The organism is Streptomyces sp. NPDC048211 (assembly GCF_043202315.1).
GTDB lineage: Bacteria > Actinomycetota > Actinomycetes > Streptomycetales > Streptomycetaceae > Streptomyces.
Genome location: NZ_JBIDAD010000005.1, coordinates 128,600 through 144,224, shown reverse-complemented (window position 1 = coordinate 144,224; position 15,625 = coordinate 128,600). Strand labels below are relative to the sequence as shown.

The window sequence follows — 15,625 nt, the reverse complement described above, 5'->3', positions numbered from 1 at the left end:
CCCGTACGGAAGGCACCGGAACGCCATACCTCCCTGGTCACGCTCACCTTGATGATCACAGCCCCCGCAGTGTTCGCCGTCGCCGTCCTGCGGCCCCGTTCCCGATGACCTCCGGAGGCACCCATGTCGGAATGGCTCGTTCTCACCCTCGCCATGGCCGCGGCCAGCACGGTTGTGCTGACCATCGCCGTACTCAACAACCGCAGGCTTCCCGAGGACGACGACCCGTCCGAAACCCCTGACGTCATCGAGTACATGACGATGATGATCGGGGTGGTCTACGCGATCGTGCTGGGCCTCGCCATCGCCGGCGTCTGGGAGGGCCGCGGCGCCGCGCAGGAGTACGTGCGCCAGGAGGCCCAGGCACTGCACGAGGTCAGCGCGCGCTCGTCCGTCTACCCGGCCGAGGTCCGCACCCGGATCCGCGCCGACGTCGACGCCTACGTCAGCTACGTCGTGCACGACGAGTGGCAGACCATGAGCGAGCACGGCACGCTCAGCGACCGGGGCACCGAGCTCCTCGACCGGGTACGGGCCGATGTCACGGGCTACGAACCGAAAACGGACCATGAGGGACAGGCCTATCAGCCACTCGTCGACCAGGTCGCCGCGGCCGACGACGCCCGCAACGCCCGGGGACAGAGCGCCGGTGCCACGATGCCGGGGGTCGTCTGGTTCGGGCTGATCACCGGGGCGCTGGTGACGGTGGGGCTGATCTTCACCCTGCAGATCCGCCGCACCTTCCGCGAACTCCTGCTGGCCGGACTCTTCAGCGTGCTGATCGCCTTCCTCCTCTTCCTCATCTGGGATTTCGACTCCCCCTTCGGCCGGGGCATCTCGGCCACCGCCGCGCCCTTCCTCGATCTGTTCCCCGGCGCGGCGGGCGGATAGCGGGACCCACCCCCGGGCGGTGCGCCGCTCGGGGGACAGCGGTGCCCCGAGCGGCGCACCCCGATCGCGGGCGAAATGCACCACTTCTAGCGTTGCCCGCATCGAGGTGCATTTCTGACACTTTGTGGAAATCCGTTCCGCAGCTGCTCCTCGGGGACCCGGAGGATTCACCATGCGCGCAATACGTGTCACACCCGTCGCTCTGCTCGGCGCCGCAGCACTCGCCCTGACCGCCCCGGCCGTGACCGCGTATGCCGCTACCACGGGCGGTCCGTCCAACAGCGGGAGCGGATACACCGTCACGCCCTCGGTGATCGCACCCGGCGGCCAGGTCACCCTGGCGGCCAAGGGGTGCTCCACCACGGCCACGGCGTCCTCGGGGGTGTTCGACACCGTCACCATCCCCAAGGACGGCACCGGCAGGGCGACGGTCGACTGGGACGCCAAGCCGGGCGCCGCCTATGAGGTGACGTTCACCTGCAACACCTCGCCGAGTTCCACGGCCAAGGTGAACCTCACGATCAGCGCCGCCACGAGCACACCCACCGCGAGCTCGACGAGCTCCGCGCTGTCGACGGCCTCCCCGGCCGGTGTGCAGGGCGGTCTCGGCGGCAGCATCGACAGCATGAACTCCGGCGAGATCGTGGCCGGCACCGCGCTGGCCGTGGCCGCCGCGGCCGGCACCGTCTTCGTGGTGCGGCGGCGCAAGGAGAACCGCTCGCACTGACCTGCAGCGCCGGCGGAACGAAAGTCGCCCCGGGTCCTCTTGGAGGACTCGGGGCGACTTCGGTTATCGGGCCGGCGGGTGCGTCTCTGCGGTCAGACCGCCCCATGGCTCATCCTCCGGCGGCGCATGATGTACATGCCTCCGCCGAGGGCCGCCGAAGCGACCAGACCCGCGCCCACACCCATCTCCGTCGGGCTGGCGGCCATCGAGCCGCCGAAGCCGCCCTGAGCACCCCGGCTGTTGAGCACCGTGAAGCGGTGGCCCGCCGTACGGTCGGTGCCGTCACAGCGCACCGTCAGGTTGTAGGAGCCGGGCGTCGCGTCGTTGAGGATCCGGACCCTGGCGTGGCCGACCCGGCCCGCCGAAAGGCGCGTGGTCCGGAACGCGTTGGACGAGACGCTGCCGCCCCGGCCGCAGCCCTCGGCGCTGACCTGCATGGCCGCGCCCTGGTGTACGCGCTCCGGGTCGACGGTCACGTTGTTCGGACCGTTGTTGCGGCCGTTTCCGTTCCCGTTGCCGTTGCCGTTGCCGTTGCCGTTCCCGTTGCCGTTCCCGTTCCCGTTCCCGTTGCCGTTCCCGTTGCCGTTCCCGTTGCCGTTCCCGTTGCCGTTGTCCCAGTCGCCCGGGTCGTTCCAGTCGTTCTGGCTGTTGCCGTTGTTCTGGCCGTTCCCGACGTCTCCACCGGCCGCGGCCATCGGGGCACCGAGCCCGAGAGCGGCGACGGCGGTCGCGGCGACAACGAGAGCGCGTGTAGCACGCATCGTTCGAACCTCCAGCGGGAAGCGCCCCGGAGCTCTGTGCACCGGGAAGGATCGACGAGAACGCCTCCCATGACGAACCCTCACCAGATCCTTGATCCACCGCATTTCGGCACTGCTCCACCCCGGTGATCCGACACACCGTGCGGACACCCGTGAACCTGATGGACTCGCAGGTCACAGAGCGTCAGAACTTTTATCCGACCACTACTCCGATATGAAGCCCGCCCCCCGGCCGCCACCCGTTCGCGCTTCCCTGAATGCCGCGCGGCCGACCCGCGCCTAGCGTTCCCCTCGTCGCGACGAAGGGAGAACCATGGGACGGGACAGCTGGCACCCCGAACGCACCAGATACTCGCCGTGGGGCGCGCTCGCGCTGGCGATGCTCACCGGTCTCGCGCTGATGAGGAACGGCGCGGACCTCTCACCCGGCCCGCCGCAGCCGGTCGCCGCCACCTCGGTGGGCCATCAGAAGGTCGTCCCGGGGGCCCCGGTGGCCGGACCGGTCGTGAAGCCACTCGCGTACGCGCCCGTCGCGCGCGTGGCCATCCCCTCGATCGCGGTCGACGCGCCGGTCATCGATGTGAACCTCGACGAGAACGGCTGGATCGAGACACCGCCCCCGCAGGATCCCAACCTGGCCGGCTGGTACCAGAACGGCATCGCGCCAGGACAGCTCGGCACCTCGGTCCTCGTCGGCCATGTCGACAACCAGGCGGGGCCCGCCGTCTTCTACGGGCTGGGCTCCCTGAAGAAGGGCAACCGGGTCGAAGTCACCCGCAGTGACGACCGGATCGCCGTGTTCGAGGTCTACGGCGTCGAGGTGTTCTCCAAGAACGACTTCCCCGGCGCCCGGGTGTACGGCGACACGGGGCAGGCGGAGCTGCGGGTCATCACCTGCGGCGGTGGATACACGAAGGCCAACGGGTACGACGGCAACGTGGTGGCCTTCGCCCGCCTGGTCGAAACCCGCTGACGCTCGCCGCCGGGGCAGCGGGCCGGCCCCGGCGGCAGCCGTCGCCCACCTCAGCGGCGCTGCGGCACCGTGATCCGGTACCCGTCGTCCAGCAGTTCCGGCAGATAGCGGCGCAGCGCGGCCACGCTCTGCGAACGGTTACCCCCCGCGTCGTGCGAGAGCACCACGACCCCGGGGGCAGCCCCCTCCCGCACCCGCCGGACGATGCTGTCGGTTCCCGGCACGGTCCAGTCCAGGGTGTCCACCGTCCAGGCCATCGGCTCCATGTCCAGCGCGGCCCCGATCTCGAACGAGTTCCGGTTCCAGGCCCCGTAGGGCGCCCGGTACCAGAGCGGCGCGGCGCCGGTGATCTTCTCGATCACCTCGCTGGTGCGGCCCAGCTCATCGGTGATGCCGGCCCGGGAGAGCTTGGTGACCAGCGGATGGGTCCACGAGTGGTTGCCGACTGTATGGCCCTCGTCGGCGATCCTGCGTACCAGGTCCTCGTTGTCGTGGGCCATCTCCCCGCAGAGGAAGAACATGGCCCGGACGTCATGCTTCCGCAGCGTGTCCAGGATGTGCGGTGTGTAGAGCGGATCCGGACCGTCGTCGAAGCTCAGCACCATGGCCCGGCCGATGTCGGGCAGTTCCTCGAAGGGCCGGGTACGCACCCGCGCCGCCGCCGGACGGTAGTGGGGCGGGTTGTGCGCGGTCATGGGTCGCAGCCGGTAGGCGAGGGGCCGCGTCCGCAGGGCGGCTGCCTGCGGACCGGCCGCGGCGGCCGTCGGCGGTGCGGGACGCCGGACAGGGCTGCCGGCGGAGTCCGCCGCGACCAGGCGCACGACCGTAGCGGCGCCCAGTCCGGCCGCCAGCCTCAGCAGTGCTCTGCGCATCGGCGGCATCTGATCATTCTTCATGACCAACTGCTCGCACATCCGCTCTGTCACCTTTCTCAACGACACCGGTTGCGGCGGGTTTTGCACCCAATGGAGGGAGCGCTTCCGCGCATCCGGCAGCAGCGCGCCGGGGCACTCGGGAGCCCGGCCCGAGAGCGTCACGGGGAGCCGATAGCCTCACTGCCGTGACAGACCAGCAGCCCCACCAGTTCGAACGTGGCACAGACGGCCCGAAAGTGATCGTCGCCGGCCTCGACGGTTCCGATTCCTCGATGCGCGCCGCGGCGTATGCCGCGGGTCTCGCGCGCAGGCAGCGGGCCATGCTCGCCCTCGTCTACGTCCAGCCCGTGCTGACGGCGGGAGCCGCCCTCGGTGCGCCGGTCGGCGACGCGACCGGCGACGTCGCCGAGGGCCTGGTGAACGAGATCCGGGCGTCGACGGAGCGGATGAAGGACATATGGGATGTGCGCTGGGAGTTCCACACCTTCCGGGGTGATCCGTACAACGGGCTGGTGACGGCGGCGGACGAACTCAAGGCGGACGCCGTCGTGGTGGGCGCGTCCGAGTCCGCGGGCCACCGGTTCATCGGCTCGGTGGCCGTGCGCCTGGTGAAGGCCGGCCGCTGGCCCGTCACCGTGGTCCCGTAGCGCCCTCTCCCCCGGCCCGCTCCCCCTCCGCCCGACCGTTCACCGCACCATTCGCCGCTCTGTGCGACCGCTCGTCGCACAGGGCCGCTTTTGTCCTGTTCCCCGGGGCGTGAATGGGTTCGTATACGCCAGTCGGCAGCGAGGCGGCAGGAACCGCGGGGAAGGGCGTTCACCATGACCACGACGACGACCGATGAGCGGGCACTCGCGGATCTTCAGCGTGAGCACGGACCCGCTCTGTTCCATTTCCTGCTCGGCCTGACCTTCGGTGACCGGCAGCGGGCCGAGGATCTCCTTCAGGAGACGCTGGTGCGGGCCTGGCAGCACCCGGAGGCCTTCGACGGCCCGTACGAGTCGATGCGGCCCTGGCTGTTCACGGTGGGACGCCGGCTGGCCATCGACGCCCGCAGGTCACGGCTGGCCCGGCCGGCCGAGGTCAGCGACGCGGTACTGGAGGCCGCCCCCGGCCGGGAGGACACCGCGGAGTCCGCGGTCGCCGCGCTCGATGTGCGGGAAGCGGTGCGTACCCTCAGCGCCGAGCACCGGGCCGTGCTCGTGCAGATCTACTTCCGGGGGCTGAGCGTGGGCGAGACCGCCGAGGTGCTCGGTATACCCGCAGGCACGGTCAAGTCCCGCTCCTACTACGCGCTGCGCCTGCTCTCCCGTAACCTCCCCGGTTACTCCAGCAGGTCCTCCTCACTGAGCAGCGGCAGCAGGGCCGCCGCCTCCGCGACCGCCACGTAGTCGGCGGCGCAGCGGTCGCAGCTCTGGAGATGGCGGGCCACGGCGCGCGCCTCCGCGGCCGCGAGCGCGTCCAGGACGTAGGCGCCGAGCAACTGCCGCATGTGCGGTCCCTCCCCTGGGTCTGCGGTCATCGCAACCTCATGTCTGTGACGGACCGGGTCCGACGGATCCTGTCCTTCTGGCCACGCGGGGCGCGCTCCCCCGGTTCAATGCTGCATGTAGGGCCGTACCGAGAACGGAATGGGGCGAGACCGGATGCGTCCGGAACGTCAAGACGGATCCAGCGGCGGCGGGCTGCTGATTCCGATGGCCTGGATGTACGCGGAGTACATCGCCGACGAACTGCTGCGGACCGGCGATCTGATGGAGCCGGCGACCCTGGAGTACCGGGCGGGCCGTGATGCGCTCGCCCTCACCGTCTTCCTCTCCGGCGGCGAGGTGGCCGACTCCCTCCCGGCCACCCGGGTGGACGAACTGCGGCTGCTGACGGCGTACGGAACGCCGTGGCGCCGTTGGGTGTGTGAGCGGCTCGACGCTATGGCGGCGGCCGGTGACGCCGACCCGGACCTCGCACTGGCCCGCGCGGCCTGGCGGTGGCTGGAGAGCACCGAACTTCTGGCGGCCGACCTGGACGCGATCCGCCCACCGCCGTGGGAGCCGGTCGACAGCGCTCCGGAGCCCGAGGAGGGATCGGGGGCCCAGGTGTGGACACCCGCCTGGCAGCTGGGGCTGCCGCTCGGACACCTGTCGATCCATCTGTACTGAAGCGTGTGACAGAAGACTGTGGCCCGGCGGGCCGGGGCAGGGTGCCTCGGCGGGTGGATCATCACGGTTCAGGGCGGTGCTGAGCCTGCCCTGTTTCCGTAGGACCGCTCCCTACGCCTCGGGACCATCCAGGTGATGAACCGCGCCCGCACGGGCGTAGCGCGCCCGGGCGTAGCGCGCCCGGGCGTACTCCTATGGTGAAGCTTCACAGCGAGGTCGAGACCGAGTCGAGGACACTTGAGGAATCCGCAGATCAACTACCTCGCGGTCTTCCACGCCCTTCCCGGCATGGTCGCCCTGCTCACCCCTGATCTGGTCTATGCCGACGCCAACGAGGACTTCCTCCGTCTGGCCGGACGTACCCGCGAGCAGTTACTGGGCCGGTACATCTTCGATGTGTTCCCCGAGAACCCCAACGACCCGGCCGCAGCCGGCATGCGGGAGACCCGGGAGTCGATGCTGCGCGTCGTGGCCACCGGCGCACGCGACACCATGGCACTGCTGCGCTACGACATCGAGGACCGCGAGCGACCCGGGCACTGGGTGGAGCACTTCTGGAGTCCTGTCAACGCACCTGTGCTCGACGCGGACGGGAACGTGCTCCTGATCGTGCACCGGGTGGAGGAAGTCACCGAACTCATCCGCGCCCGCGGAGGTCCCAGCGGCAGCAGCCGGGCCCACGCGCTGGAGGCCGAGCTCTACACCCGCTCCCGCGAACTCCAGGAGATCAACGAACGACTGCGCCGGGCGCACGCACGCGATCGCGAGGTCGCCCTGGCCCTGCAGGACGCATTGCTTCCCGCGCCCACGCCGGTGGGGCACCACCGGGCAGCCGTGCGCTACCAGCCCGCCGTCAACAACCTGAACGTATGCGGTGACTGGTACGACCTCGTGGACCTGCCCGGCGACCGCATCGCCGTAGCGGTCGGCGATGTCGTGGGCCACGGCCTGAAAGCGGCGTGCGTCATGGGGCAGCTGCGGAGCGCCTTGAGTGCCGCGGCACGTGTCGCCGACGGTCCGGCCCGCGCGTTGGAGGCTCTCGGGCTCTATGCCCGTCGCGTCGAAGGTGCCGAGTCGACGACCGTGGTGAAGGCCTTCATCGACTGGACCACCCACACCGTCGTGTACAGCAGCGCGGGCCACCCTCCTCCGGCCCTGCTCCACCCCGACGGCACCGTGAACTTTCTCGATCAGGCGACTGATCCGCCGCTGGGCGCCCGGCCCGAGCACGCCCCGCGCCCCGAGGCGACCACGCCCTTCTCCGAGGGCGGCACCCTGGTGCTGTACACCGACGGCCTGATCGAGCGCCGCGACGAGGACATCGACGTCGGCCTGGCCCGTCTCTCCGACGCTCTTGTCCGCCATGGCCAGGCAGCCCCTGAGGCACTGGCCGACGCACTCCTGGCCGACCTGTTGCCTCCCGCGGGTGTCACCGACGACACCGCGCTGGTCATCATCCGCCTGTGACGACGCGGAGACCGTGGCCGATCACGCAGGTGCGGACGGAAGCCCGGCGGCCTGCCCGCCGCCCCTTCAGGAACCGTGCACCCCGGCACGGTACTTCGGCAGCCGCACGGTGATGCGCATGCCGGCCCCGATGCCCGTCTCGATGACGAGCCCGTACTCGTCCCCGTACACCTGGCGCAGCCGTTCGTCGACGTTGAGCAGGCCGATGCCGGTGGACTTGCCGCCCTCGCCGCGCAGGATGTGGCGCAGCCGTTCCGGGTCCATGCCGGTGCCGTCGTCCTCGATGACGACCTCGGCCTCGGAGCCGGCGTCGAGTGCGCTGATCGTGATGCGGCTGGAGGTGACGGCCCCTTCGAGTCCATGCTTGACGGCGTTCTCGACCAGGGGCTGGAGGCAGAGGAAGGGCAGGGCGACGGGCAGTACCTCGGGAGCGACCTGAAGGGTGACCGAGAGCCGTTCGCCGAACCGGGCCCGGACGAGGGCCAGGTACTGGTCGATGGAGTGCAGTTCGTCGGCGAGGGTGGTGAAGTCGCCGTGGCTGCGGAACGAGTAGCGGGTGAAGTCGGCGAACTCCAGGAGGAGCTCGCGGGCCTGCTCGGGGTCGGTGCGGACGAACGAGGCGATGGCGGCGAGCGAGTTGAAGATGAAGTGCGGGGAGATCTGCGCGCGCAGCGCCCTGATCTCGGCCTCGATGAGCTGGGTGCGCGAGCGGTCGAGCTCGGCCAGCTCCAGTTGTACGCAGACCCAGCGGGCGACCTCGCCCGCCGCCCTCGCGAGGACGGCGGATTCGCGCGGGGCGTAGGCGATCAGGGTGCCGAGGACCCGGTGGTCGACGGTGAGCGGCACGGCGACGGCCCAGCGCAGCGGGCAGTCCAGGTCGTCGCACTCGCTGCGGAAGGCGGTGTCACGGCCGCTGGTGAGGACGTCCACCACCTGTTCCATGATGTGACGGCCGTGGTGGGCGCCCTCGCCGTCCCAGACCAGCACCCGGTCGCGGTCGGTGAGGCACAGGGCGTCGGTGCCGAGCAGCGAGCGGAGCCGGCGGGCCGACCTGCGGGCGCTCTCCTCGGTCAGTCCGGCGCGCAGGGGCGGCGCGGCGAGCGAGGCGGTGTGGAGGGTCTCGAACGTGGCGTGTTCGACGGGTGTGCCGACGTCGCTGGTGCGGACGGGGCGTGCGGTCCGCCGGCCGGTCAGCAGGCCGCCGCCGAACAGCAACAGGGCGAGGAGCACGATGACGGCGTATCCGGCCCCGGTCACCGGTGCCTCCCGGTGGTCAGTGCCTCGGGCAGGTGGAAGCGGGTCATGGCGGCGTTGGTGCCGGCGGGTATCCGTCCCGGTGTGGCGAGCGAGACCAGGATCATGGCGAGGAATCCGACGGGCACCGACCAGACGGCCGGCCAGGCGAGCAGGGCGTGCGGCCAGCCGGGGGGCCGCACCGCCCCGCTGACGGTGATGGCGACGGAGAGCAGCGCGGAACCGCCGCCCAGCACGAGTCCCGCCACGGCTCCGGGCGGGGTGAGCCGGCGCCACCAGATGCCGAGGACCAGCAGGGGGCAGAAGGAGGACGCCGACACGGCGAACGCCATCCCGACCGAGTCGGCGACCGGTACCCGGCTGACGATCAGTGAACCGGCCAGCGGGACGGAGATGGCCAGGACGGTGGCCAGCCGGAAGTGCCGGACGCCGCCCGAGGGCAGGACGTCCTGGGTGATGACGCCGGCGACGGCCATGGTCAGTCCGGAGGCGGTCGACAGGAACGCGGCGAAGGCGCCGCCCGCGATGAGCGCGCCCAGCAGATCGCCGCCGAGCCCGCCGATGACCCGGCCGGGGAGCAGCAGCACGGCGGCGTCCGCGTCACCGCCCCGGATGAGCTCGGGTGCGTACAGCCTGCCGAGGGCTCCGTAGACGGGCGGCAGGAGGTAGAAGACGCCGATCAGGGCGAGGACGGCGACGGTGGTGCGGCGGGCGTCGCGGCCGTTGGGGCTGGTGTAGAAGCGGACGACGACGTGCGGCAGGCCCATGGTGCCGAGGAAGGTGGCGACGATGAGGCCGTAGGTGGCGTAGAGCGGATGGTCGGCGCGGAAGACGGAGAGCTGTTCGTCGAAGGTGACGCGGGGCCGTCCGTCGCCCTGCCAGGCGAGCACCAGGAAGATCGCGGGGACCAGGAGAGCGGTCAGCTTGAGCCAGTACTGGAAGACCTGGACGAAGGTGATGGAGCGCATCCCGCCCGCGGCGACGGCGAGGACGACGACGGAGGCGACGAGGACGTCGCCGAGCCAGCCGGGCGCCCCGGTCAGGATCTTGAGGGTGAGTCCGGCGCCCTGGAGCTGGGGGACGAGGTAGAGCCAGCCGGCGCCGACGACGAGCACGCTGACGAGTCTGCGCACCTGCCGGGATTCGAGCCGGCCCTCGGCGAAGTCGGGCAGGGTGTACGCCCCCGAGCGCCGCAGCGGGGCCGCGACGAAGACCAGCAGCACCAGATAGCCGGCGGTGTAGCCGACCGGGTACCAGAGCATGTCGGGTCCGTGCACGAGCACCAGGCCGGCGATGCCGAGGAAGGACGCGGCGGAGAGGTATTCGCCGCTGATCGCGGCCGCGTTGAGGCGGGGCCGCACGGTGCGCGAGGCGACGTAGAAGTCGGAGGTGGTCCGGGAGATGCGCAGTCCGAATCCGCCGACGAGGACGGTGGCGAGGACGACGGCGGCGACGGCCGCCACCGCGTACGTGCGGCTCACTGTGCGGGGCGGCCTTCCACGAGCCGGGCGAAGTCGCGCTCGTTGCGCTCGGCCCGGCGCACGTACCACCAGGCGAGCAGGGTCAGCGGCGGATAGGCGGCGAAGCCGAGGACGGCCCACACGACGGCGGAGCTGCGCAGGGCCTCGAAGACCAGCGGAAGGGTGCCGACCACGACGGCGAGGACGGCGAAGGCGGTGAGTCCCGCGCGCAGTTGGCTCCGCATCAGCGAGCGGACGTAGGCACCGCCCAGTGCGGTCTGCTCGTCGATCTCCGACTGGGTGCGGTAGCGCGGCAGCGGACGCACCCGGCGGGGCTCCCCCGTCACCACTTCACGCCGGGGCGTTGGCTCTGCGGACATGGGGCCGGAGTGTACGCAGCACCCTGCCCCGCTGGGAAGGGTTTCGGACAGGGGTAGGCGCTGGTCAGCGGCCGGTCCGGCGCATCAGCAGATCGCGCAGCGCGCGGGTGTGGCGGCGGCTGACGGCGAGTTCCGCGGCGCCGATGCGCACGCTCATGCTGCCCGCGTCGAGCCGCAGTTCGTCGATCCGGCCGAGCGCCACGAGGTGGCGGCGGTGGATGCGGACGAACCCGCGGGTGCGCCAGCGCTCCTCCAGGGTGGTCAGGGGGACGCGGACGAGGTGGCTGCCGGTGGCGGTGTGCAGGCGGGCGTAGTCGCCCTGGGCCTCGGCGTAGGCGATGTCGTCGATCGGGATGAAGCGGATGACGCCGCCCAGTTCGACGGGTATCTGGTCGGGTGCGGTGTCGTGGGCGGGTGCGGAGCGCCCGCCGACCTGCTCGGCGACGCGGCGCACGGCTTCGGCGAGACGTTCGCGCCGTACGGGCTTGAGGACGTAGTCGACGGCCTTGAGGTCGAAGGCGTGCACGGCGAAGCCCTCGTGTGCGGTGACGAAGACGATGAGCGGCGGCGCGGCGAACCCGGCCAGCAGTTGGGCGACGTCGAGTCCGGTGAGGCCCGCCATATGGATGTCGAGGAAGACGACGTCGATGGCGGCGGGGTCGTCGGGGCCGGCCTCGACGGCGCTGCCGATGCGCCGCAGCGCCTCGGTGGCTCCGGTGGCTCCCTCGGCGCTGCGGATCCGGGGATCGGCCCGCAGGAGGTACAGGAGTTCCTCCAGTGCGGGTTCTTCGTCGTCGACGGCGAGTACGCGGAGCATGGCCGGAGTGTACGACCTGGTGCGCGACGCGATGAGGGTGCCGGGCTGAGTGATTCACGGGCTGTTTCCGTACGGGACGGTATGTGCACCCCGCCTCACCGTCGCGACGTCGGCGCCTACGTCCTGGGCGTGCTCGGCGCCGCCGACGCCTTCCGTTTCGAGGAGCATCTGGAGGGCTGTTCCCGTTGCGCGGGCGGGGTGGTCGAGCTCGGCGGGGTGACGGCCGTTCTGGAACGGTACGCGCGGCTGACGCCGCCGGGCGTCGATCCCGTGGTGCGGGCCGACCCCCGGCTGGTGCTCCGGGCCGCCGAGGCACTGGCGGCCGGACGGCGCAGGACCCGGCGACGGCGGCTGGCCGTGGCGGCCGCGGTGGTGGTGCTGGCGGCCGGGACGCCGTTCGCGGTGCCCGGCGGGGAGCGGGGAGGCGGGCGGTGGACGGGAGCGGACCGGGGCTCCGGGATGACTGCCGTGGTGACGACGGGGGCGCGGGAGTGGGGCACCGATGTCGGCCTGGAGGTGGCGGGGGCGCCGGATCCCGGTGTGTGCTCCCTGGTCGCGGTGGGGCGGGACGGGGACGAGGAGACCGTCGCCACCTGGTCGTGGGGCGGCGTCGGCGCGGCGCCGTTGCGGGTGCGCGGCGGCGCGGCCCTGCGGCCCGGGGCCATCGCCCGGTTCGAGGTGCGTACGGCGCAGGGCCGGCCGCTGCTGCGGCTCACCCGTTGAGGCGCGCTACTTGAGCAGCTTGGAGAGCCGCCGGTCGGCCAGTGGCTTGCCGCCGGTCTGACAGGTCGGGCAGTACTGGAGCGAGGAGTCGCTGAAGGACACCTCACGGATGGTGTCCCCGCAGACGGGGCAGGCCTGACCGGTACGCCCGTGGACGCGCATGCCGCTCTTCTTCTCGGCCTTGAGACGTCCCGCCGCCAGTCCGCTGGAGCGGGTGACGGCGTCGTCCAGTGTGGTGCGCAGGGCGGCGTGGAGGCGGGTGACCTCGTCATCGGTGAGGTGCGCGGTGAGTTTGAACGGCGACATCTTCGCGACGTGCAGGATCTCGTCGCTGTAGGCGTTGCCGATGCCGGCGATGAGCGACTGGTCGCGCAGGGCCCCCTTGATCTGGCGGCGTTCGCCTTCGAGGAGCGCGGCGAACGCGTCCCGGTCGAAGGACGGGTCGAGCGGGTCGGGGCCCAGGCGCGCCACTCCGGGAATCTCCGCCGGATCGTTCACCAGGTACACGGCGAGGCGTTTGGTGGTCCCGGCCTCGGTCAGGTCGAAGCCGTCACCGCCGGTGAGGACGGTACGCAGCGCGAGGGGACCCTTGCCGGGTCGGGGCGGCGTGGCGGGGAAGGAGTCCTTCCAGTGGAGCCAGCCGGCCCGGGCCAGGTGGGTGACCAGGTGCAGCGGTCCGAGGGCGATGTCGAGGAACTTGCCGTGCCGCCGGACGCCGGTGACCGTACCGCCGTGCAGGGCGGTGAGCGGCGGGTCGTACGTCTTGAGGACGCTGATGGCGAGCGGCAGGACGTGGTCGATCTCCCTGCCGACCAGGTGGTCGTCGAGGAAGACCCGCAGGGCTTCGACTTCCGGCAGTTCGGGCATGGTTCCCAGCCTGCCGCAGCGCGCGCCCCGGCGCCTACCGGAGGCCGTACACGCGCTCGGCGGTGGTGGCGAGGACGGCGTTGCGCTCGTCCTCGGTGAGCGTGTCCAGGAGGGCGAGTGCGGTGTCGACGACCTCGGTGTACGTCGCCGCGAGCCGGCACACCGGCCAGTCCGAGCCGAACATCAGCCGGCCGGGGCCGAAGGCGTCGATGACCGTGCCGGCGTACGGGCGCAGGTCCTTGACGGTCCAGTCGTGCGGGTCCGCCTCGGTGACCAGGCCGGAGAGTTTGCACACCGTGTTGGGAAGGGCGGCGAGCGCCCTGAGGTCGTCGGCCCAGGGGTACTGCTGCCCGGCGGCGATCTGCGGCTTGCCCGCGTGGTCGAGTACGAAGGTGAGGCCGGGCAGCAGTTCGGCGGCCCGGACGGCGGCGGGCAGCTGGTGGGGCTGGACCACCAGGTCGTAGGCGAGTCCGGCGTCGGCCACGGCGGCCAGTCCGCGCTGGACGTCCGGGCGCAGCAGCCACCGGGGGTCGGGTTCTCCCTGCACCTGGTGGCGGAGCGAGACGAGCCGGTCGCCGCCGGGGAGCTCGCGCAGGGCGGCCAGGGTGTCGGCGATCTCCGGGGCGGTGAGATCGGCCCAGCCCACGACGCCGGCCACCAGCTCGCTGCCGTGCGCGAGCGCGAGGAACTCGGGGGTCTCCTCCGGCACGGTGACGGTCTGCACGAGCACGGTCGCGCACACTCCGTTGGCGCGGGCCTCCGGCTCCAGGTCGGTGAGGGTGAAGTCGCGTCGCAGTGGCGCCAGTTCCTCGCCGGTGATCCAGTCCTGGTCGCGTACCGAGAGGTCCCACACATGGTGGTGGGCGTCGACGATGCGGGGGCGGCCGGTCATCTCACAGCTCCCAGGCGACCGGCAGGCCCGCTTCGGCGCCGTCCGCGGAGTAGTCGTGCGCGACGTCGAGGAGTTCGCCCATCCTGGCCTGCCAGGCGACGTTGACGGGGAGCTGTTCCAGTTCGGCGAGGAGCCGGGCGTAGTCGTCGCACTCGATGACGTGGAAGAGGTCGGTGCCGCTGCGCCAGATCGTCCAGGAGGCGGCACCCGCCGCCCGGATCGCGCGGGTCAGTTCGGCCGGGACCTCGCGGTGGGCGGCCTCGTACTCGGTGATGCGGTCCGCGCGGACCTTGGTGTGCAGGGCGATACGCATGTCAGTGTCCGTTCTCGGTCAGCAGGCCCTCGGCCCGCAGGTCGTCCCAGAGGGCGTCGGGGATCTCCTGGCGGAGCAGCGCCGCGGCGTCGCGCACCTCGTCGGGGGAACGCGTGCCGACGAGTACGCCGGCGACCGCCGGGTGGGACAGGGGGTAGTGCAGGGCGGCGGCGCGCAGCGGGACGCCGTGCCCCTCGGTGACTGCTTTCAGGCGCAGCGCCCGGTCGAGCAGGTTCGGTGGAGCGGCGGCGTAGTCGTACGTCGCTCCGAGGCGCGGGTCGGCGAGGAGGCCTGAGTTGAAGACGCCTCCGACGACGACGCTGCGGCCTCGGGCGGCGGCCTCGGGCAGCAGATCGTTCAGTGCGGACTGGTCGAGGAGGGTGTAGCGGCCGGCGCAGAGCACCACGTCGACGTCGGTCTCGACGACGAATCGGGTGAGCATCGCGGTCTGGTTCATGCCGGCGCCGATGGCTCCGATCATCCCTTCGGCCCGCAGCTTCTCCAGTTCCGGGTAGGCCTCTGCGAAGGCGGCTTCCGTGTGGTCGTCGGGGTCGTGGAGGTAGGCGATGTCGATGCGGTCGAGGCCGAGACGTTCCAGGCTGTCCTCGATGCTGCGGCGCACACCGGCAGCGCTGAAGTCCCAGCGCCTGCGGTGCGTGGCGCGTACGGCGAAGCCCTCGGACAGTCCGTCGGACTCGGCGGCCCCGCCGTCGGGCAGCGGGTCGAGAACCCGGCCGACCTTCGTGGACAGCGCGTACGCGTCGCGGGGCCGGTGGCGCAGGGCCTCGCCGAGCCGGCGTTCGGAGAGGCCGAGCCCGTAGTGCGGCGCGGTGTCGAAGTAGCGGACGCCCTCGTCCCAGGCCGCGTCGACGGCGGCAGCGGCCTGGCCGGGCTCCACCGCGCTGAAGAGATTGCCGATGGCAGCGGCGCCGAACGACAGATCGGTGACCTCGACCGCACTGTGTCCCAGCCTGTTGCGCCGCATGCTTCCGCCGCCCTCCCCGAAGATCGCTTCCTGCACACAGCGAATATTCATCGGATCACTTGGGTGCGTCAACACCCCGGAGGA

19 protein-coding genes are annotated in these 15,625 nt (G+C 71.5%); 8 read left to right on the top strand and 11 right to left on the bottom strand.

All coding sequences use genetic code 11. The annotated features are described in order from the left end of the window. The first annotated feature begins 123 nt into the window (after positions 1 to 123). Together ACGFZA_RS20295 and ACGFZA_RS20290 are read left to right on the top strand one after the other, a co-directional pair. Positions 124 to 891, top strand: coding sequence for a hypothetical protein (locus tag ACGFZA_RS20295; RefSeq protein ID WP_393680757.1), 768 nt, complete (start codon positions 124 to 126; stop codon positions 889 to 891). Between the two features lie 172 nt (positions 892 to 1,063). After that, complete coding sequence (locus ACGFZA_RS20290; protein ID WP_393680755.1) at positions 1,064 to 1,618, top strand: hypothetical protein; 555 nt, start codon at positions 1,064 to 1,066, stop codon at positions 1,616 to 1,618. 92 nt (positions 1,619 to 1,710) lie between these two features. Here the strand turns inward: ACGFZA_RS20290 and ACGFZA_RS20285 are convergent, their stop codons facing one another. Continuing rightward, a complete protein-coding gene (locus tag ACGFZA_RS20285; RefSeq protein ID WP_393680753.1) occupies positions 1,711 to 2,379 on the bottom strand; it encodes a hypothetical protein in 669 nt (222 codons plus the stop codon). Positions 2,380 to 2,692: 313 nt separating this feature from the next. On the opposite strand from ACGFZA_RS20285, the gene ACGFZA_RS20280 reads away from it, so the two are divergent. After that, positions 2,693 to 3,352 carry a class F sortase gene (locus ACGFZA_RS20280; RefSeq protein ID WP_393680751.1) on the top strand — a complete coding sequence of 220 codons (660 nt, stop codon included), beginning with the start codon at positions 2,693 to 2,695 and terminating at the stop codon, positions 3,350 to 3,352. Between the two features lie 50 nt (positions 3,353 to 3,402). On the opposite strand, the gene ACGFZA_RS20275 is transcribed toward ACGFZA_RS20280, so the two are convergent. Next, the gene (locus ACGFZA_RS20275; protein ID WP_393680749.1) at positions 3,403 to 4,248 is read right to left on the bottom strand and encodes a polysaccharide deacetylase family protein; all 846 of its coding nucleotides are present in this window, start codon (positions 4,246 to 4,248) and stop codon (positions 3,403 to 3,405) included. A gap of 164 nt (positions 4,249 to 4,412) precedes the next feature. On the opposite strand from ACGFZA_RS20275, the gene ACGFZA_RS20270 reads away from it, so the two are divergent. Both ACGFZA_RS20270 and ACGFZA_RS20265 read left to right on the top strand, forming a co-directional pair. Further along, the gene (locus tag ACGFZA_RS20270) at positions 4,413 to 4,874 is read left to right on the top strand and encodes a universal stress protein (protein WP_385285540.1); all 462 of its coding nucleotides are present in this window, start codon (positions 4,413 to 4,415) and stop codon (positions 4,872 to 4,874) included. Between the two features lie 174 nt (positions 4,875 to 5,048). Continuing rightward, positions 5,049 to 5,618 carry a sigma-70 family RNA polymerase sigma factor gene (locus tag ACGFZA_RS20265; RefSeq protein WP_385285538.1) on the top strand — a complete coding sequence of 190 codons (570 nt, stop codon included), beginning with the start codon at positions 5,049 to 5,051 and terminating at the stop codon, positions 5,616 to 5,618. On the opposite strand, the gene ACGFZA_RS20260 is transcribed toward ACGFZA_RS20265, so the two are convergent. Then, positions 5,552 to 5,749 carry a zf-HC2 domain-containing protein gene (locus tag ACGFZA_RS20260; RefSeq protein WP_393680746.1) on the bottom strand — a complete coding sequence of 66 codons (198 nt, stop codon included), beginning with the start codon at positions 5,747 to 5,749 and terminating at the stop codon, positions 5,552 to 5,554. The genes ACGFZA_RS20265 and ACGFZA_RS20260 overlap by 67 nt on opposite strands. A gap of 124 nt (positions 5,750 to 5,873) precedes the next feature. Between ACGFZA_RS20260 and ACGFZA_RS20255 the strand changes: the two genes are divergently transcribed. Next, complete coding sequence (locus ACGFZA_RS20255; RefSeq protein ID WP_393680744.1) at positions 5,874 to 6,383, top strand: hypothetical protein; 510 nt, start codon at positions 5,874 to 5,876, stop codon at positions 6,381 to 6,383. A gap of 237 nt (positions 6,384 to 6,620) precedes the next feature. Further along, on the top strand, positions 6,621 to 7,850 hold the full coding sequence (locus ACGFZA_RS20250; RefSeq protein ID WP_393680742.1) for a PP2C family protein-serine/threonine phosphatase: 1,230 nt from the start codon (positions 6,621 to 6,623) through the stop codon (positions 7,848 to 7,850). Positions 7,851 to 7,916: 66 nt separating this feature from the next. Here the strand turns inward: ACGFZA_RS20250 and ACGFZA_RS20245 are convergent, their stop codons facing one another. The 4 genes from ACGFZA_RS20245 to ACGFZA_RS20230 all read right to left on the bottom strand — a co-directional run bounded on the left by ACGFZA_RS20245 (position 7,917) and on the right by ACGFZA_RS20230 (position 11,761). Continuing rightward, positions 7,917 to 9,107: a sensor histidine kinase gene (locus ACGFZA_RS20245; protein ID WP_393680740.1), complete on the bottom strand. Its 1,191-nt coding sequence runs from the start codon at positions 9,105 to 9,107 to the stop codon at positions 7,917 to 7,919. Next, complete coding sequence (locus ACGFZA_RS20240) at positions 9,104 to 10,585, bottom strand: cation acetate symporter (RefSeq protein WP_393680738.1); 1,482 nt, start codon at positions 10,583 to 10,585, stop codon at positions 9,104 to 9,106. Before ACGFZA_RS20240 ends, ACGFZA_RS20245 begins: the two co-directional genes overlap by 4 nt. Continuing rightward, complete coding sequence (locus tag ACGFZA_RS20235; RefSeq protein WP_385285530.1) at positions 10,582 to 10,944, bottom strand: hypothetical protein; 363 nt, start codon at positions 10,942 to 10,944, stop codon at positions 10,582 to 10,584. Before ACGFZA_RS20235 ends, ACGFZA_RS20240 begins: the two co-directional genes overlap by 4 nt. A 64-nt stretch (positions 10,945 to 11,008) precedes the next feature. Then, on the bottom strand, positions 11,009 to 11,761 hold the full coding sequence (locus tag ACGFZA_RS20230; protein ID WP_393680735.1) for a LytR/AlgR family response regulator transcription factor: 753 nt from the start codon (positions 11,759 to 11,761) through the stop codon (positions 11,009 to 11,011). Positions 11,762 to 11,842: 81 nt separating this feature from the next. On the opposite strand from ACGFZA_RS20230, the gene ACGFZA_RS20225 reads away from it, so the two are divergent. Then, positions 11,843 to 12,484, top strand: a complete 642-nt coding sequence (locus ACGFZA_RS20225; protein WP_393680733.1) for a zf-HC2 domain-containing protein — start codon at positions 11,843 to 11,845, stop codon at positions 12,482 to 12,484. A gap of 6 nt (positions 12,485 to 12,490) precedes the next feature. On the opposite strand, the gene ACGFZA_RS20220 is transcribed toward ACGFZA_RS20225, so the two are convergent. Genes ACGFZA_RS20220 through ACGFZA_RS20205 form a run of 4 tightly spaced genes read right to left on the bottom strand, consistent with a single transcriptional unit; the run spans position 12,491 to position 15,541 of the window. Beyond that, entirely contained in the window at positions 12,491 to 13,351 is an 861-nt protein-coding gene (locus ACGFZA_RS20220; RefSeq protein WP_393680731.1) for an Fpg/Nei family DNA glycosylase, read from the bottom strand. A gap of 34 nt (positions 13,352 to 13,385) precedes the next feature. Next, entirely contained in the window at positions 13,386 to 14,243 is an 858-nt protein-coding gene (locus tag ACGFZA_RS20215; protein WP_393680729.1) for an amidohydrolase family protein, read from the bottom strand. 1 nt (position 14,244) lies between these two features. Further along, positions 14,245 to 14,556 carry an L-rhamnose mutarotase gene (locus tag ACGFZA_RS20210; RefSeq protein WP_385285522.1) on the bottom strand — a complete coding sequence of 104 codons (312 nt, stop codon included), beginning with the start codon at positions 14,554 to 14,556 and terminating at the stop codon, positions 14,245 to 14,247. Between the two features lies 1 nt (position 14,557). Further along, entirely contained in the window at positions 14,558 to 15,541 is a 984-nt protein-coding gene (locus ACGFZA_RS20205; RefSeq protein WP_393681338.1) for an aldo/keto reductase, read from the bottom strand. Positions 15,542 to 15,625: the final 84 nt, after the last annotated feature.

Bases quoted from the DNA above. Each gene is read 5' to 3' on its own strand.
- ACGFZA_RS20295 (WP_393680757.1), top strand. From the start codon at position 124: ATGTCGGAATGGCTCGTTCTCACCCTCGCCATGGCCGCGGCCAGCACG.
- ACGFZA_RS20290 (WP_393680755.1), top strand. From the start codon at position 1,064: ATGCGCGCAATACGTGTCACACCCGTCGCTCTGCTCGGCGCCGCAGCA.
- ACGFZA_RS20285 (WP_393680753.1), bottom strand. From the start codon at position 2,379: ATGCGTGCTACACGCGCTCTCGTTGTCGCCGCGACCGCCGTCGCCGCT.
- ACGFZA_RS20280 (WP_393680751.1), top strand. From the start codon at position 2,693: ATGGGACGGGACAGCTGGCACCCCGAACGCACCAGATACTCGCCGTGG.
- ACGFZA_RS20275 (WP_393680749.1), bottom strand. From the start codon at position 4,248: ATGAAGAATGATCAGATGCCGCCGATGCGCAGAGCACTGCTGAGGCTG.
- ACGFZA_RS20265 (WP_385285538.1), top strand. From the start codon at position 5,049: ATGACCACGACGACGACCGATGAGCGGGCACTCGCGGATCTTCAGCGT.
- ACGFZA_RS20260 (WP_393680746.1), bottom strand. From the start codon at position 5,749: ATGACCGCAGACCCAGGGGAGGGACCGCACATGCGGCAGTTGCTCGGC.
- ACGFZA_RS20255 (WP_393680744.1), top strand. From the start codon at position 5,874: ATGCGTCCGGAACGTCAAGACGGATCCAGCGGCGGCGGGCTGCTGATT.
- ACGFZA_RS20235 (WP_385285530.1), bottom strand. From the start codon at position 10,944: ATGTCCGCAGAGCCAACGCCCCGGCGTGAAGTGGTGACGGGGGAGCCC.
- ACGFZA_RS20230 (WP_393680735.1), bottom strand. From the start codon at position 11,761: ATGCTCCGCGTACTCGCCGTCGACGACGAAGAACCCGCACTGGAGGAA.
- ACGFZA_RS20225 (WP_393680733.1), top strand. From the start codon at position 11,843: ATGTGCACCCCGCCTCACCGTCGCGACGTCGGCGCCTACGTCCTGGGC.
- ACGFZA_RS20220 (WP_393680731.1), bottom strand. From the start codon at position 13,351: ATGCCCGAACTGCCGGAAGTCGAAGCCCTGCGGGTCTTCCTCGACGAC.
- ACGFZA_RS20215 (WP_393680729.1), bottom strand. From the start codon at position 14,243: ATGACCGGCCGCCCCCGCATCGTCGACGCCCACCACCATGTGTGGGAC.
- ACGFZA_RS20210 (WP_385285522.1), bottom strand. From the start codon at position 14,556: ATGCGTATCGCCCTGCACACCAAGGTCCGCGCGGACCGCATCACCGAG.
- ACGFZA_RS20205 (WP_393681338.1), bottom strand. From the start codon at position 15,541: ATGCGGCGCAACAGGCTGGGACACAGTGCGGTCGAGGTCACCGATCTG.